At 27.7% G+C, this 16,326-nt stretch carries 17 protein-coding genes; 7 read left to right on the forward strand and 10 right to left on the reverse strand.

The genetic code is table 11. The features are described 5' to 3' along the window. Window positions 1-2 precede the first annotated feature (2 nt). A complete protein-coding gene (locus ACH5BK_RS01870; RefSeq protein WP_404304105.1) occupies window positions 3-833 on the forward strand; it encodes a prephenate dehydrogenase in 831 nt (276 codons plus the stop codon). Window positions 834-860: 27 nt separating this feature from the next. Here ACH5BK_RS01870 and folP read toward each other — a convergent pair whose 3' ends face one another. The 5 genes from folP to ACH5BK_RS01895 are packed head-to-tail and all read right to left on the reverse strand — an operon-like array spanning window position 861 to window position 4,925. Then, complete coding sequence (folP, locus tag ACH5BK_RS01875; RefSeq protein WP_404304106.1) at window positions 861-2,000, reverse strand: dihydropteroate synthase; 1,140 nt, start codon at window positions 1,998-2,000, stop codon at window positions 861-863. A 9-nt stretch (window positions 2,001-2,009) separates the two neighbouring features. Next, window positions 2,010-2,642, reverse strand: a complete 633-nt coding sequence (locus tag ACH5BK_RS01880) for a DNA polymerase III subunit delta' (RefSeq protein WP_404304107.1) — start codon at window positions 2,640-2,642, stop codon at window positions 2,010-2,012. Between the two features lie 5 nt (window positions 2,643-2,647). Beyond that, on the reverse strand, window positions 2,648-3,199 hold the full coding sequence (locus ACH5BK_RS01885; protein ID WP_404304108.1) for a HobA family DNA replication regulator: 552 nt from the start codon (window positions 3,197-3,199) through the stop codon (window positions 2,648-2,650). A gap of 2 nt (window positions 3,200-3,201) precedes the next feature. Next, complete coding sequence (locus ACH5BK_RS01890; protein ID WP_404304109.1) at window positions 3,202-4,413, reverse strand: aspartate kinase; 1,212 nt, start codon at window positions 4,411-4,413, stop codon at window positions 3,202-3,204. A 17-nt stretch (window positions 4,414-4,430) separates the two neighbouring features. After that, on the reverse strand, window positions 4,431-4,925 hold the full coding sequence (locus ACH5BK_RS01895) for an RNA pyrophosphohydrolase (protein WP_404304110.1): 495 nt from the start codon (window positions 4,923-4,925) through the stop codon (window positions 4,431-4,433). A gap of 55 nt (window positions 4,926-4,980) precedes the next feature. Between ACH5BK_RS01895 and hemW the strand changes: the two genes are divergently transcribed. From hemW to ACH5BK_RS01925, 6 genes are all read left to right on the forward strand, one after another. Further along, window positions 4,981-6,048, forward strand: coding sequence for a radical SAM family heme chaperone HemW (hemW, locus tag ACH5BK_RS01900; RefSeq protein WP_404304111.1), 1,068 nt, complete (start codon window positions 4,981-4,983; stop codon window positions 6,046-6,048). A gap of 47 nt (window positions 6,049-6,095) precedes the next feature. Continuing rightward, the gene (prmC, locus tag ACH5BK_RS01905; protein ID WP_404304112.1) at window positions 6,096-6,920 is read left to right on the forward strand and encodes a peptide chain release factor N(5)-glutamine methyltransferase; all 825 of its coding nucleotides are present in this window, start codon (window positions 6,096-6,098) and stop codon (window positions 6,918-6,920) included. Between the two features lie 11 nt (window positions 6,921-6,931). Further along, window positions 6,932-8,905 (forward strand): M3 family metallopeptidase, encoded by a 1,974-nt coding sequence (locus ACH5BK_RS01910; RefSeq protein ID WP_404304113.1) that lies wholly within the window; start codon window positions 6,932-6,934, stop codon window positions 8,903-8,905. A gap of 51 nt (window positions 8,906-8,956) precedes the next feature. Beyond that, the gene (locus ACH5BK_RS01915; RefSeq protein WP_404304114.1) at window positions 8,957-9,505 is read left to right on the forward strand and encodes a hypothetical protein; all 549 of its coding nucleotides are present in this window, start codon (window positions 8,957-8,959) and stop codon (window positions 9,503-9,505) included. A gap of 15 nt (window positions 9,506-9,520) precedes the next feature. After that, window positions 9,521-9,799, forward strand: coding sequence for a hypothetical protein (locus ACH5BK_RS01920; protein WP_404304115.1), 279 nt, complete (start codon window positions 9,521-9,523; stop codon window positions 9,797-9,799). 92 nt (window positions 9,800-9,891) lie between these two features. Then, a complete protein-coding gene (locus tag ACH5BK_RS01925) occupies window positions 9,892-10,944 on the forward strand; it encodes a tyrosine-type recombinase/integrase (RefSeq protein WP_404304116.1) in 1,053 nt (350 codons plus the stop codon). A gap of 10 nt (window positions 10,945-10,954) precedes the next feature. Here the strand turns inward: ACH5BK_RS01925 and ACH5BK_RS01930 are convergent, their stop codons facing one another. The 5 genes from ACH5BK_RS01930 to ACH5BK_RS01950 are packed head-to-tail and all read right to left on the reverse strand — an operon-like array spanning window position 10,955 to window position 16,086. Beyond that, window positions 10,955-12,028, reverse strand: a complete 1,074-nt coding sequence (locus ACH5BK_RS01930) for a chemotaxis response regulator protein-glutamate methylesterase (protein WP_404304117.1) — start codon at window positions 12,026-12,028, stop codon at window positions 10,955-10,957. Between the two features lie 16 nt (window positions 12,029-12,044). Continuing rightward, window positions 12,045-12,722 (reverse strand): chemotaxis protein CheD, encoded by a 678-nt coding sequence (locus ACH5BK_RS01935; RefSeq protein WP_404304118.1) that lies wholly within the window; start codon window positions 12,720-12,722, stop codon window positions 12,045-12,047. After that, a complete protein-coding gene (locus ACH5BK_RS01940) occupies window positions 12,719-13,567 on the reverse strand; it encodes a CheR family methyltransferase (RefSeq protein WP_404304120.1) in 849 nt (282 codons plus the stop codon). The genes ACH5BK_RS01935 and ACH5BK_RS01940 overlap by 4 nt, the downstream gene beginning before the upstream one ends. Before the next feature lie 11 nt (window positions 13,568-13,578). After that, window positions 13,579-15,702, reverse strand: a complete 2,124-nt coding sequence (locus tag ACH5BK_RS01945; RefSeq protein WP_404304121.1) for a chemotaxis protein CheA — start codon at window positions 15,700-15,702, stop codon at window positions 13,579-13,581. Between the two features lie 15 nt (window positions 15,703-15,717). Beyond that, entirely contained in the window at window positions 15,718-16,086 is a 369-nt protein-coding gene (locus ACH5BK_RS01950) for a response regulator (protein ID WP_404304123.1), read from the reverse strand. Between the last annotated feature and the right edge of the window lie 240 nt (window positions 16,087-16,326).

Below are 16,326 nucleotides of genomic sequence, written 5' to 3' on the forward strand. Positions count from 1 at the left end.
ATTTGAATATAGGAATTGTTGGTTTAGGACTAATGGGTGGTTCTTTTGCAAAAGCTGTTAAAAGATATGCAATAGCCACAAAAGTATACGGGTATGCAAGAAGTGAAAAATCTAAAAAAGAAATATCAGAATTAAATCTTGTAGACGAACTAGTTGATATAAAAAAATTAAAAGAGAAGTGTGACTTAATTGTTTTAGCAATACCAGTTGATAATATTATCTCAATACTTCCAGAATTTCTTGATATTAAAGATAAAACAACTATTATGGATTTAGGTTCAACTAAAGATTTTATTGTTAAAAATATTCCAGAATCTATCAGACAAAATTTTATTGCAGCACATCCTATGACAGGTACAGAAAAATCTGGACCTAAAGCTGCCATAGATGATTTATATGAAGGAAAGACTGTTGTTTTATGTAATCTTGAAGACAATGAAAATATTCATGTAAATAGAGCATTTAAAGTTTTTCAAGCAATTGGTATGAGAATTGTTGTAATGGATTCAGATGAGCATGATATTCATGCTTGTTATATGTCTCATTTACCACATGCAATTTCATATTCCCTAGCAAATACAGTTATGGGACATGAAGATCCAAAGTCAATTATAGCACTAGCTGCTGGTGGATTTAAAGATATGAGTAGAATTGCTAAGTCAAGTCCTGATATGTGGACTGATATTTTTAAACAAAATAGAGAAAACCTATTAAAATCTATTGATTTATTTGAAGATCACATGAAAAAAGTAAGAGACATGGTTGAAAACCAAGATTATGATGAATTAAAAGAGTGGATGAAAAAAGCAAATAGCTTACATGAGATACTTTAAAAAAGTATTTCATGTATTTAAAATTATTTAATTTATACTATGTATAGCTTCTTGAACTTTTATTGCCTGATGATGTTCTTTTACATCATGACATCTAATAATAGAAGCTCCATTTTTAATAGACTCTAAATGAATAGCTAATGTTCCAGGAAGTCTTTGTTCAATTGAAGAAGGTGTTATTTTATCAATCATAGATTTTCTACTTGCACCTATTAAAAGTTCATATCCAAAATGTTTAAAATGCTCTAAATTATTCAATAAAGTTAAGTTATGCTCTAAATTTTTACCAAAACCAATACCAACATCTAAAACAATATCTTTTATACCAAAAGAATTAGCTTTTTGTATTTGTTTTGTAAAATACTCATCTAAATCTATCATTATGTCTTTATATTCAGGATTATTTTGCATTGTTTTAGGATCATTTTGCATGTGCATAATTACAACTTGAGCATTATATGAAGCACTTATTTTACATACCTCACCATTTGCTAAACCTGTAATATCATTTACTATTTTAAAGCCTTTATTTAATACATAATCAATAACTAAAGGCTCATAAGAATCAATTGAAAAATCAATCTTATCATAATATTTATTTTTATAAATTGTATCAACTATATCTTTTAGTCTTTCTAGTTCTATCTTTGGTTCAACAGGATTACTTCCAGGTCTTGAAGATACAGCTCCTATATCAATAATATTAGCTCCATCTTCAATCATTGACTCTATTTTTTGACTTGCTTGTTTTGAATTAAATCTGCTATCTTTAAAAAAAGAGTCCTCATTTGCATTCAATACACCCATAATCTTTGTTGTATATTTATTTTCTTTTAAATATTCTTTTAAACTTTTTGCTAGTTCTTTCAAACCAAAGGGTTGGGCTAATTCTTTTCTTGCTAAAACTTCAAAATGTTTTGTTGTTCCTAATAATATAGCATCCACATATTTTTCTTTAGCAGTTATCACTCCTGTAGGAACTGCTAAATCAGCTCCAATTGATAAAGCATCTTGTTTCAAAATATTTGCAGCCCCAACATGCATTTGTTTTATATATAAACTATGAAGTTTAGTTTTTTTAGAAAGTATACTTATACCACCTTTATCACAATTCATTTGAGTAAATAGTTTTTTAGCATCATTTATTGATATTTTGTATGTTTGCATACAAATCCTTTAAAAAGATTTTTTTTGTTTTGATAAAGATAAAAGTAGGGTAGTTAAAACATTTATTGGTCTTGCGTTTAACTCTATTAATTTTATTGATTTTGAAAAAATATTTAATTGAGATTCATCTAATAAAAGATTTTGTTCTTTAACTTTTAATAAAACTGATTCAATTAAATCTTTAGCATCATTTTTAGAAATTTTTTGATTTTGTTTTATAAAATTATAAATATCTTTTAAATCTAGCTTTGCAATATTTAACGGTGATACTTCTTTTAAAGTAGACTCTTTTAAATATTTATATGGTATTCTAGAATAAATTGTTGGTAAAATTGAAGACTTTGAAGTTGTAATCAAAATAAACACTACATTTTTAGGAGGTTCTTCTAAAACTTTTAATAATGAATTTTGAGCTTCATTTCTAAAAATTGAACCGCATAAAAATATATATTTTTTTTCATTTGAAGCTATATAGGCTTCTTTTATAGCAAGATTTGCTTGGGCAATTAAAAACTCATCTTTTTCTTCATTTTTTATTATCCTTACTAGATGTCTAGGATAAAAAGGAATTAACTCATTTAAAGTTGTTTCTAAATTATTTACTACAAGTATTGTTGAGTTTTCAATTATTTGTGTAATCATAAATTTTAATTTTCCACATTTATTTGCGCAAATAATGCTGCACTAACTGTTTTATTATAAAGTCTAAACATTTGTAATAACTTCATATCTAAAGCTTCATCACTACTTCTTAGATTAAAAGCATCTTGTTTTTCTTCATCAAAAAGCCATAAAAAAGAGTTTTTAGAAACCTTTGGAATTAATGCTCTTGCTTCTTGACTTTTCCCAATATACCAAAACACATAACCATTTGGAAAAGAAATATTTAACATATCCTTTATATAAGCAATATCATCATCTGATTTTATATTATCTATATATTTATAAAATGATTTAAAATCATAAAAAGGCAAAAAAGGCCTATTTAATTTTGGAGAATTAATATGTGTTAAAACATACTCTAAAAACCATTCTCTTTCTTTATCAGTTAAAACAATAACTGAACAACCTTTTTCTAAAAGATTTACGATATTTTTAGATACTAAAGGTGTCCATTCATACTTTTTTTCTTCTAACCAAGGAGATATAAGTCTATCTTCCCTGATTGAATCAACTGTCCAGTTTAAAAACTCTTGCACTTTTATTTATCCAGTTCATAAGCTTCGTGTAAAGATCTAACCGCTAACTCTGCATATTTTTCTTCAATAATCATTGAGATTTTAATTTCAGAAGTTGAAATGATTCTGATATTAATATTTTCCTTTGCTAATGTAGAAAATGCTTTAGAAGCCACGCCTGTATGAGATTTCATTCCCACACCAACAATTGAAACCTTACAAATTGCATCATTGTAATCAATATTTTTTGCATCTGTTTTAAATGTTTCCATAACTTTTTTACAAGCTTCAAAATCTGTAGTTGGAATAGTAAAATCTAAATCTGTTGAACCATCAACACCAACTGTTTGAACTATCATATCAACATTAATATTATTATCTGCAAGTGAAGTAAAAATAGATGCTGCAATTCCTGGTTTATCTGTTACACCATACATTCCTACTCTTATTTGGTTTTTATCTAAAGCAATACCACTTACAACTGGTTTTTCCATAATATTTTCTTCCTTTGTTATTAATGTACCTTCAACTTCAGGAGTGAAGCTACTTCTTGATACTAAATTTACATTTAATTTTTTTGCCATCTCAACTGATCTATTCTGTAAAACTTTTGCACCTAAAGACGCCAATTCTAACATTTCATCATAAGAAATCTTATCAAGTTTTTTAGCCTTTGGCTCTATTCTTGGATCTGTAGTATAAATACCATCAACATCAGTATAAATCTCACATACATCTGCTTCAATTGCTCCTGCAATTGCAACTGCTGTTAAATCACTTCCACCTCTACCTAAAGTAGAAACTCTATTCGTATCTTGTGTTACACCTTGGAAACCTGCAACAATAATTACATTACCATCATTAATTGCATCTTTCATACCTTTTGTATTAATAGATTCAATTCTAGCTTTTGTATGTGCATTATCAGTTACAATTCCAGCTTGTCTACCACTCATAGAACAAGCTTTATAACCTTGTTCATTTAAAGCTATTGATAAAAGAGCCGAAGTAACTCTTTCACCTGAACTTAAAAGCATATCCATTTCATCCGATTTTGGATCATTTGAAAATGTATTTGCATACTCAATTAGTTTATTAGTTTCACCACTCATAGCTGAAACTACAGCAATTACATCATGTCCTTCATCTTTTATACTTTTTATAATATTCGCAACGTTTTGAATTCTTTCAAGTGTTCCTACACTTGTTCCACCAAATTTAAGTACTTTTAACATCTAATTCTCTATCCTTCTTAAATATAACCTTCATTTCTAAAATATTTCAATACTTGTTTGTAAACAGTTCTTTTAAAGAATGTTATATAATCATATATATTTTTTGTTGGTACAAATTTATATTCACTAAATTCAGGTATTTCTGTATTAATGTCAATCTTTGCACCTTTTTTTAGTTTTACTAAAAAATATTTTTGTATTTGACCATCATAAGGTTGCATTTTTTTTGCAATTGCAGGAGGAAATTCATAAGAAACCCATTTTGGATACTCTGCAATAATCTCTACATCTCTTGTGCCAATCTCTTCTTCAAGTTCTCTAAATAAAGCTTCTTTAGCACTTTCTCCATCATCAATACCGCCTTGAGGAAATTGCCAAGCATTATCTACGTCAGTTCGTGAAGCTATAAAAATTTCACATGTTTGAGGGTATTTTGCTGATAGTACAATTGCTGCTACATTAGGTCTAAAATTCTTCTCATTATTTGTTTTTTTCTCATTTTTATCAGTCATAAATATATTTTCCCTTATAATTAGCCCGATATTATATAACTACTAGGATTAAAAATTGCTTTTATACATACATATACCGTTTTGTGATAGTAAGTGCTTTTATTGCGCTTTCAACTCTTATACAGATAAATTTCATCTAAAAAAAGAGTATATGAAAGCTTTAAAAGCACAATTAAAATATGAATTACAAAATTATGTAGAAAAAAATAATAAAAAAATAGAAACAGTATTTATTGGAGGAGGAACTCCATCAACAATAAAATTCTATGAATATGAAGAGGTCTTTGAATTAATAAAACCTTACTTAAAAGAAGATGCAGAAATTACAACTGAAGCAAACCCAAACTCAGCTTCTTTTGATTGGCAAAAAGGTATGTTTGAATTAGGAGTAAATAGAATAAGTTTTGGAGTACAAAGTTTTCATCAAGATAAATTAAAATTCTTAGGTCGTTCGCATAATAATAAAAGTGCTATAAAAGCTATACAAAATGCTAATTGTATAGGCTTTAATGGTATTAATTGCGATATTATTTACGGAGTACAAGGAGATACACTATCTTCAATGAAAGAGGATTTTAATACTGCTTTTTCACTACCTATAACTCATTTAAGTGCATACTCTTTAACTATAGAAGAAGGAACAAAATTCTTTGATAGAAGTAGTGTAAAAATAGATGATGAAGAGTTATCAAAAGAGATTTTTGATTATATTCATTCAAAAGGTTTTACTCAATATGAAATTTCTAACTTTGCTAGAGCAAAAGAGTTTGAATCAAAACATAATTATGGATATTGGGAACATAAAGAGTATTTAGGAATTGGCGCAGGAGCAGTTGGATACTATGAAAATAATAGAAGATACCCAACAAAAAATATAGAAGAATATATACAAAACCCCTTAAATATTGAACTTGAAGAGTTAAGTTTAGAAGATATAAAAACAGAAAAGACTCTTTTAGGGTTTAGATGTTCAAATGGCGTTGATTTATCCATTTTTAATGAGAAAGAGCTTGAAAAGATAGAAGATTTAATAGAATACCAAAAATTAGAGAAAAAAGATAATAGAGTTTATAATAAAGAGTTTTTACTATCTGATGAGTTAGCCTTATATATTTTAGGCTAATAAAAACTCTTTTTACTATAATAATACGTTTTAAAGGATTAAAAATCATGACAATAAAAGAAACGATTAAAAAATACTCCTCAAGATTGAAATATGTAACACATATTCCAGCTAAAGAAGTAGAAATTTTAATGATGTATTTATTAGATAAAAATACTATTTGGCTTCATTTAAATTATAATAAAGAATTTAATAAAGAAAAAGAGTTAGAAAAACTAATAAAAAAAAGAGAAACAAACTATCCAATAGAGTATCTTATAAATAAAGCTACTTTTTATGGTGAGAACTTTATAGTAAAAGAGGGTGTTTTAATACCAAGACCTGAAACTGAAATACTTGTAGAGAATGCCGTTGAGATTATAAAAAAAGAAAATAGAGCATTTAAAGTACTTGAAATAGGAACAGGTTCAGGAATTATTTCTGTAATGCTAGCTTTATTAATAAAAGATATTTCAATAATTGCTGTGGATATAAATGAAAAAGCAATTGAATTGGCAAAACAAAATGCTAAAAAGCATAATGTTGAGCATAAAATAGAGTTTAGACTAAGTAACCTATATGAAAAAGTAGATGAATCTATAGATATGACAATATCAAACCCTCCATATATTGCAGATGATTATAAACTTCCTGAAAATGTAAAGTTTGAACCATCAAATGCTTTATTTGGAGGAAAAGTTGGTGATGAACTATTAAAAAACATAATAGATGAAACAAATAAAAGAGATATTGAGTATTTATTATGTGAAATGGGATATGATCAAAAGAAACCTTTAGAAGAGTATTTCAAAAAGTTTAATATAAAAGAGTATAGCTTTTATCAAGACTATGAAAAATTTGATAGAGGTTTCACAATACAATTTAAAAAATAAAAGGAGAATAAATGTTTAAAGATTTTAATTTAGAAAATTTAGAAGATTCAAAAAATATATTAGAAAAACTACTTAATGAAAGTAGAACAAAAATAAATGACTTATTAAATATAGAAGAAAAAACATATAAAAATTTTGTTACACCATATCAAGAAATAGGGGAGAGTATTAATGATTTTTTAACTCCTATTTTTCATATTGATTCAGTTAAGAACTCAGAAATAACGAGAAAAGTATACGAAGAATGTCTTCCGATCATCTCAAAGTATGAAACTGAAATAGGGCAAAATGAAAATATTTATAATACTTTAATAAATATACAGTCTAAAGAAAAAAATACTTTAAGTATTATACAAAACAAAGTTTTAGAAAATGAGATTAGAGACTTCAAATTATCAGGATGCCATTTAGATAATAACAAAAAGAAAAGACTTGAAGAGCTTAATTTAAAATTAGGTGAACTATCACAAAAATTCTCTCATAATCTTTTAGATGCTACAAATTCATGGGAAATGATAATTGAAAATTTTGAAGATGTAAAAGAGATTCCAAAATCAGATTTAGAATTAGCAAAGTTTGAAGAAGATGGAAAAACTAAATATAAATTCACTTTACAAATTCCATCTTACTTAGCTTACATTACTTATGGTACAAATAGAGACAAAAGAGAAGAGATTTATAAAGCTTATTGTACAAGAGCGCCCCAAAATGGAAAAATTATTGAAGAGATATTAAAATTAAAAGATGAAAAAGTAAAAATCTTAGGTTTTGATTGTTATGCACAGTACTCTCTATCAACTAAAATGGCTAAAACAGAAGATGAAGTTGTATCTTTCTTAGAAGAGTTAGGTCATAAAGGAAAATCAAAAGCAAAAGAAGAGCTAGAAGAGATAAAACAAATAGCTTTAGAAGATGGGATTTCTAATGATGAATTTAGATCATCGGATATGGCTTACTATTCAGAAAAACTGAAAAAAGCTAAGTATGATTTAGATGAAGAGTATTATAGACCATATTTTGAGCAAGAATCAGTTTTAAATGGTTTCTTTGATTTCTTAAATAAAATATTTGATATTAAATTTGAAAAAGTTGATGCCCCTACTTGGGATGAAAAAGTTAGAGTTTACAATATCAGTTCAAATGGAAAGTTAAGTTCTAGAATCTATTTAGATTTAGAAGCAAGAAAAGATAAAAGAGGTGGTGCTTGGATGAATAATTGGCACTCACATTATACTGACTCAAAAGGTATAACTCATCTTCCTACGGCTTATATTGTATGTAATTTCCCACAATCAACTGAAACTACTCCTTCACTTCTTAGACATTCTGATGTTGTTACACTATTTCATGAAATGGGACATGCCTTACATCATTTATTAAGTGAAGTTACAGAAGCTTATGTAAGTGGAATTTCAGGTGTTGCTTGGGATACGGTTGAATTTCCATCACAATTTTTAGAGTATTTTTCTTATGATAAAGATATTTTAAAACTGTTTGCAAAGCATTATGAAACAAAAGAAGTTTTAGATGATACAGCTATAGAAAGAATAATCAAAGCTAAAAACTTCCAATCATCACTAGCACTAGTAAGACAAGTTGAATTTGCACTGTTTGACTTTAAAGTACATCAAAAGCTATACAAAAGTGAAGAAGAAGTTCAAAATGTATTAGATGAAGTAAGAAAAGAGTTTGCTGCAATTACACCACCTAGATATAATAAATTCCAAAATGGATTTTCTCATATTTTTGCAGGAGGATATGCTGCGGGGTACTATTCTTATAAGTGGGCTGAAGTTTTAAGTGCTGATGCATTTTATATGTTTATAGATTCAGGAAATGTATTCAACAAAGATTTAGCAATTAAATATAAAGATACAATATTAAGCAAGGGTGGTTCAAAAAATATGGATGAATTATTCTTTGATTTTGCGCAAAGACAAGCAAGTGTTGATTCTTTATTAAAAATTGATGGAATTATTAGCTAAAATTTGCCATAATACACTTTAAATTATAATACAAACAAGGATTTTATAACAATGACAAATGCAGAAACAATTTCAAAATTAAATAATGCTTTAAATACTTTAATAAAAGCGTATGAAGAACTTCAAAATGATAATAATGATTTAAAAAATAGAATAAATGAATTAGAAGATGAAGTTTTAGAATTAGAGTCTGCTAAAGAAGATTTAGAACTACAAAAAATGGAATTAGAAAGTAATTTAGAAGAGTTTAATGAAAATAAAGAAAAAGACAATTCAAATATTTCATCAATGCTTGGAAAAATTGAATCTTTATTAAATTCAGATAGTAATTCTAAAAATGATGATGAAGAAAACAAAAAAAATGATGATAAAAATGTAAACTCAAATAATAATCATAATAATTTTGAAAAGAAAAATGAGCATAATAAAGACAATCTCAACAATACCACGAATGATAGAAAAGAAGAGGGTGAAAATACTGCTTTAAACTCTTTTGATAATCTTGGATTAAAAGTTGAAGAACGTAAAGAAAACGAATCCAATGATAATAAGATTGACTTAAATAGAATGGCTTCATTGTTAAATGGATTTAATAATTAAATTGAAAAAAACAAAATGACAATACTATTAAATAAAAATTCTTTGTATAATACTTTTGGAGTTAATGACTTCAACTGCCTAGAAGATGCTGTCAACAAAATGGCACCTTCTATGGTAGAGTACTATTTATCGGACTTAAGCCAATATAGTGAAGATGCTTATTTAAATAAATCTCAAATAGAAAACTCTGTCTACATAGGTGATTATAGTTTATACATAGATTATAGTGATAATGTATATTTAGAGTTAGACAATCAAAAAACAAATCCATACGAAACAGAAAGTTTCTGGTAGAATTGAATCAAAGAATAGTTTGATTTAAGTCTAAATATAATAGTTTGGAAATTATAGTTTCCAAAAGTAAATTAAATATTTAAAGGTACATAGTGAAATATCCATTAGATTGTGAATCCAACTTTAGTGATACTTATTTGTTTTGGCTATCAAGATTTATAAGAAGTAAAATTACAAGTCTTTCTAATCGACAAGTTAAAGATAAAGAAAGATTAGCACAAATTCTACAAGAATTAATTAAAGGCTTTACATCTATTGAAGATTTAAAGATAACGATAAAAGAAGTAAGAAATATTGGAATTAATAGTATTCACGTATATTACATTCCATTAGAAAAACTATATAGATTTATGATAAATTTTGGTGCTAGTTCTATGAAAGAAATTGACGAAGAACTACTAAGTGACTTTTTAGCTACAGAAACTAGTACTTTATCAGATGCGACAAAGAAAAACTATAGAATAGCTTTAGTTACTTTTTTTGCTTATCTGGATAAACAAAATGAAGAAAACAATAATTACGTATATAGATATGGCATCGAACTTAAGAACTGGGGAGGTTTAGCTGGTAAAAGTGGTACAAAACTGCCCTCTTTTATGCAAAAAGATGAAGTACAAAAATTTATACAAGGTATTGATAAATATCCATTTAGTTCAAAAATTGCGGCAAGAAATAGACTTGTTATAAAGACTATTCTTTATACAGGAATAAGAGTTAGCGAAGCTATAAATATAGACTTAAAAGATTTTAATAAAGATGGTGACGCATATATTATTCAAGTTAGAGGAAAAGGTAATAAACCAAGAGTTGTTATGATAAAAGAAAATATTATAAAAAAAGATCTGGAGGAATGGTTTAGTATTAAGTGTTGTGAAAACAATCTTTTATTTTGTAATCAAAAAGGCAAAGCTTTAAGTCAAGCATATATAAGTAGTATTGTAGAAAAAATTTTATTAAGTGTTGGTATTAGAAAAGAAAAAAATGGGGCACACATGTTAAGACATACTTTTGCTACCCTACTTTATCAAAAAAATAAAGATTTAATATTAGTTCAAGAGTCATTAGGTCATGCTGATATTAATACTTCCCGAATTTATACTCATTTTGATAAAGATAAATTAGAAAAGACTACAGATATATTTTAGGCAAAAGATTTTATCTTCTTTTGCCTTTTGAGTATTCTACAATATATTGTGCAATTTCATCTAAATGAATGATATCTTTTACTGCACCTGCTTGAATAGCTTTCATTGGCATTCCAAAAACAACGCATGATTCTTTATTTTGGGCTACTGTATATGCACCATTATCAAACATATTCTTCATAGCAATAGAACCATCATCTCCCATACCTGTCATCATAACAGCCATTGCAGAAGATCCAACATTATTATTTATAGATCTAAAAAGTACATCAACACTTGGTTTATGTTGACTAACTTTTACTGTATCAAGAAGTTTAGTTTTATAATTTGAACCAACTTTTTCTATTGTTAAATGCATATTTCCTGGGGCAAGATAAGCATAACCTCTCTCTAAAATTTCACCATCTTTTGCTTCATGTACATTTACTTCTGAATTATCATTTAATCTATGAGCAAAAGAGTTTGAAAAACCATAAGGAATATGCTGAGTAATTACAATAGGGGGTAAACCACTTGGTAAATTTCTAAATACTTTTAATAAAGATTCAACTCCACCTGTAGATGAACCAATTGCTATTACTTTACTTCCTGGCATTAAAGCTGGTCTTGAAGGAATAACTTCATCAGGATGAACTTTATGATGCACTTCAACTTTTGTACTTTTTATTTGTTTTAGAGGTTTTGGTTTTTTTAAAGTATATCTTTTTAATAAAAAAGTTAAATTTAAAAGAGTATCTTTTATTTTTGCATGAAAAGAATTCATTGACTCTCCTGCTTCAGGCTTTGGTACAAAACCAACTGCACCATCATCAAAAATATCATTCCCTCTTACACTCTCACCTGATACAACAACAGCAGGCATAGGATGCAATCTCATTAAATTTCTAAGAAATGTTACCCCATCCATCTTTGGCATATTAATATCAATAGTAACCAAATCAGGCTCGTATTGTTTGATTTTTTCTCTTGCATCGTAAGCGTCAACAGCTGTTCCCACTACTTCAAACTCATCAATTGAATTTATCATATCTCTAATAATTCTTCTCATTGAAGAAGAATCGTCTATAATTAAAACTGTATACACTTTCACCTACCCTATTTTAGAAAAGATCGATTTCCATTTGAGGCTCTGCTTCCTCATTATCAGAACCAAATAAGTCCACGCCACCAACATATTCTTTGATAACTGGTGCTTTTGTAATTTCTGTTTGTAAAGATTTTTCCTCATTAGCAATTTTACTATCAGTTTCTGATTTTTGAGTAACTTTAATAAATGTCTCAAACTCATTAGCAAGTAAAATTAATCTACCATGCTCACCTCTTGTATGTTCACTTATAAGTTTAAAACCTTCTGATTTACAAAAATCTTTTGCAAACTCAACATTTCTATGTCCTATTGATAGAGAAGACATATTAAGTTGCATTATGTCTGCACCACCTGAGATTTTTGCTACCATGTTGTTTTTTGAACATCCTAGTTTATACATTTCATTTAACATTGCTTCAACAGAATATAGTCCATATTTCATATCATCATTTGTATTGTTTGTAGTTGGTAACAAAAAATGATTCATTGCTTTTATTTTTTTAACTTTATCATAAAACATAATTGCTACACAAGAACCTAAAAGTGTTTTAAATGCAATTTGTTCTATATCACTTCCTACGGCAAATTCACCACCAATTACTGTATGAGTCAATAAACCTTTTGTTTTTTGTGTAAATCTTACTGCAGAAGCTTTTTCAATACTACCATCTTTATGACCTATAACAATCAATTTATTTCCTTCTGTTTTACAAAAATATTTTGTCCAACTCTACTTACATAATTTATTAAATCTTGAGGATTTTCTGAATGTCCTAAATATAAAGTTCCACCTATTTTAAGATGCTTAAAAAGTTTTTTCAAAATCTTATTTTGATCTTCTGCTGAAAAATAAATCAAAACATTTCTACAAAATATCACATCAAATTGATTATTTTGATAAGGATAAGAGTCATCATTTAGATTCATAACCTTAAAAGTAATCATTTTTTTCAATTCATCTTTTACTTTAATTAAAATTTCTTCACCTGCAAGATTTTTTTGAACTCTTCGTTTAAAATATTTCTGTGGTTTAATCCAAGTTGGGAATTCTTTTGAAGATTTTGAAAACCTATAAATTCCATTGGCTGCATACTGCAATACATTTGTATCAATATCTGTTGCTATAATTGAAGCATCTATATATTTACCTAATTCTTCTTTTGCTTCTAAAATTGTCATTGCCATAGAGTATGGTTCTTCTCCTGTAGAAGAAGCAGAACAATACATTTTTATCTTACCACCATTTTTTACAATTTCAGGAAGAACTCTATCTTTTAAATCTAAAAAATGAAAATCTTCTCTAAAAAAATGTGTTTTATTAGTTGTAAAAGAATTTATAAATTCTGTAACATAACTACCATTTTCAACTAAATCTAAAAGATCCATAATATCACCTTGATATTTTGAATCTCTTTTTAATTTATCAATTCGATTAGATATCATAATATCTTTATTGTCAGCTAATGTAATTCCAGTTAAAGAATAAAGAAGCTTTTTAATTCTATTATGAGCATCTTGAGTAGTATATTTTTTCATAAAATTACTTTCTATGAAGCTCTTTTAGCAAAGCTCATATCTTTTTCTCTTTTTATCTGAGCATTAATAATACCAACAACATCTAAAATAAGACCTATACTTCCATCTCCTCTAACTGTAGCAGCACCAATACCTTGTACACTTCTAAAGTTTTTATCTAATGGCTTAACAACTACTTGATGTTGATTTAAGAACTCATCAATTGATAATGCAACTTTTGTATTACTTGATTTAACAACAATTAGCATTCCATCTTCAAGTTTGTCAAAGCTTTTCTCTATACCAAATAGATCATGAAGTCTTACTACAGGAATAAATTCTTCTCTTAACATTAATAAATCTTGTGTACCATCACCAATTTTTTTAATCATTTCTGAACTTGGTTGTAATGATTCAACAATTGAACTTAAAGGTAAAATATATTTTTTATCTCCAACTGCAATATCTAATCCATCAAGAATAGCAAGTGTAAGAGGTAACATGATTGTAATCGTAGTACCTACTCCAACATTTGTATCTAATTCAATGGCTCCACCTAATTTATGGATATTAGTTCTTACAACATCCATTCCTACACCTCTTCCAGAAATATCAGTAATTTGATCTGCTGTTGAAACTCCGGCACCAAATACAAGCATAGCTTTTTCTTTATCACTCATAGTATTAAATTGATTCTCATCAATTTGTCCATTATCTAAAGCTTTTTGAGCAACTTTTTGAGCATTAATTCCTCTACCATCATCATCAATAGTAATAATCATTTGCCCATTTGCTTGTTCAGCTGAAATAGTAATAGAACCTACTTCTGACTTACCAGCTTCTACTCTTTCTTCTGTAGTTTCTAATCCATGATCAAGTGAGTTTCTAATAATGTGCATTAAAGGATCAGTTAATCCCTCAATCATTGCTTTATCAATCTCAACATTATCACCATAGTGAATAAACTCTACTTTTTTACCAAGTTTTCTTGAAATATCTCTCACAACTTTAGGGAACTTTGAATAAATTGATTCCATTGGAACCATTCTGATACTCATAATTGAATCTTGCATATCTCTAATATGTCTTTCAAGTAGTTCTAATCTCTCAAGTACCGCATTTCTTGTTTTTGCAGCTTCTATAGTAGTAGCAAATTGAGTTAACATAGCATTAGTAATTACTAAATCCCCCACATTATTCATAAGTAAATCAATTTTATCAAGATTTACTCTAATATTACTACTTGCTGCTGCTTTTTTTGTACCTTCTTTTTGTTCTCTTGGTTTTCTTACTGCTTTTTTATCTTCTACACTTGCTTGAGCTTGTGTATTTGACTTACTTTGTTCAGTTTTTTCTTCTTTTGAAGGAACAGAAGATTCTTCTTTTTTTACTTCTTCAATAACATTGCTTGTTTCCATAACAGCATCAGGAGTAATGGAAGGAACATCATCAAAGAAACCAAAGTTTTCTCTATCATCATCTGTGTCAACCATGTCATCATCTGAATCATTTATACTTTGAGCTAATTCTTCTAAATCATCATCAAAGAAACCATAATTTTTATGTTCCTCGTCGATTGAATCATCCTCGAAAATACCATAAGCATTACTATTTCTTTGGTCATTTAAATCATCATCAAAAAACCCAATATTGTCATTATCAATTTCTATATGATCTACAGATTTAATCTCTTTTTCTGGTTCAGGAGTAACTATTTTTGCTTCAACTTTCGGCTCTTCCTTAGTAACAGGAGTATTTCCACTAGAGTATGCTCTAATTTCTTCTAAAAGAGCAGCTGTCATTTCTTCAAATGTTTCTCTATTTAAATCCTCAGCAACTTCTAAATCAAGAATCTCTCTCATTACGTCTAAACCATCAATAAGAGTACTTGCCATTTCTGGAATAAATTCTATTTCGTGATTCCTTAATTTATCCATCATGTTTTCAACATCATGAGTAAATTCAGCAAACATAGTCAATTCTACAGATGCACCACTACCTTTAAGTGTATGTACATCTCTAAATAATTGACCCATTTCATCATCAGTTAATGTTCCATTATTTTCAGCTTCTAATAATACATTATCAGCAGATTCAAAAAGCTCTTCAGCTTCTTCTAGAAACATTTCTCTGTATTTAGAAATATCAAATGACATGGCAACCCCTTTTTATTATCTACTTAAAACTATATTAACAGCTTTTAGTAATTGATCTGGAACAAAAGGTTTAACAATCCAACCAGTAGCACCAGCTGCTTTACCTTTTGCTTTCATTTCATCGCTTCTTTCAGTTGTAAGAACTAAAATAGGCTTTTTTGAATATTGTGGAAGTTTTCTTAATTCACCTATTAGCGTTAATCCATCCATATTTGGCATGTTAACATCTGTTATGATCAAATCAAACTCTTCAGCCTTAGCTTTAGCCAAACCATCGACACCGTCAACACCTTCTGTTACATCAGTGTATCCACCTTCATTTAATGCGTAGTTCAGCATATCTCTTAGCATAGTAGAATCATCTACAATTAAAAGCTTAGCCATTATAAAACCCCTTAGTTTTTTAAAAAAATTATTTTTACTATACTATCGTAAGAATTATTAATGTAAGTTTATAATTATAAATAATTCTTAGTATATTACATTTGAATAGCAAACTTTAGAATATATTGCTATTGCATAGTTGTTTATTATATCATAAAAGTTATAAATAATAAACATTATGTGTTACTTTTTATTACTATAGAGGTAAGGTTTAAAATTATTTATTGTTTAAAGAGTTAA

The sequence above is a fragment of the Arcobacter sp. YIC-80 genome (genome assembly GCF_044841725.1).
GTDB lineage: Bacteria > Campylobacterota > Campylobacteria > Campylobacterales > Arcobacteraceae > Arcobacter_B.

Excerpts from the sequence above, each read along its gene's own strand:
- ACH5BK_RS01915 (WP_404304114.1), top strand. The coding sequence starts at position 8,957 with ATGACAAATGCAGAAACAATTTCAAAATTAAATAATGCTTTAAATACT.
- folP (WP_404304106.1), bottom strand. The coding sequence starts at position 2,000 with ATGCAAACATACAAAATATCAATAAATGATGCTAAAAAACTATTTACT.
- ACH5BK_RS01880 (WP_404304107.1), bottom strand. The coding sequence starts at position 2,642 with ATGATTACACAAATAATTGAAAACTCAACAATACTTGTAGTAAATAAT.
- ACH5BK_RS01895 (WP_404304110.1), bottom strand. The coding sequence starts at position 4,925 with ATGACTGATAAAAATGAGAAAAAAACAAATAATGAGAAGAATTTTAGA.
- ACH5BK_RS01890 (WP_404304109.1), bottom strand. The coding sequence starts at position 4,413 with ATGTTAAAAGTACTTAAATTTGGTGGAACAAGTGTAGGAACACTTGAA.
- ACH5BK_RS01940 (WP_404304120.1), bottom strand. The coding sequence starts at position 13,567 with ATGAAAAAATATACTACTCAAGATGCTCATAATAGAATTAAAAAGCTT.
- ACH5BK_RS01920 (WP_404304115.1), top strand. The coding sequence starts at position 9,521 with ATGACAATACTATTAAATAAAAATTCTTTGTATAATACTTTTGGAGTT.
- prmC (WP_404304112.1), top strand. The coding sequence starts at position 6,096 with ATGACAATAAAAGAAACGATTAAAAAATACTCCTCAAGATTGAAATAT.
- ACH5BK_RS01950 (WP_404304123.1), bottom strand. The coding sequence starts at position 16,086 with ATGGCTAAGCTTTTAATTGTAGATGATTCTACTATGCTAAGAGATATG.
- ACH5BK_RS01945 (WP_404304121.1), bottom strand. The coding sequence starts at position 15,702 with ATGTCATTTGATATTTCTAAATACAGAGAAATGTTTCTAGAAGAAGCT.
- ACH5BK_RS01910 (WP_404304113.1), top strand. The coding sequence starts at position 6,932 with ATGTTTAAAGATTTTAATTTAGAAAATTTAGAAGATTCAAAAAATATA.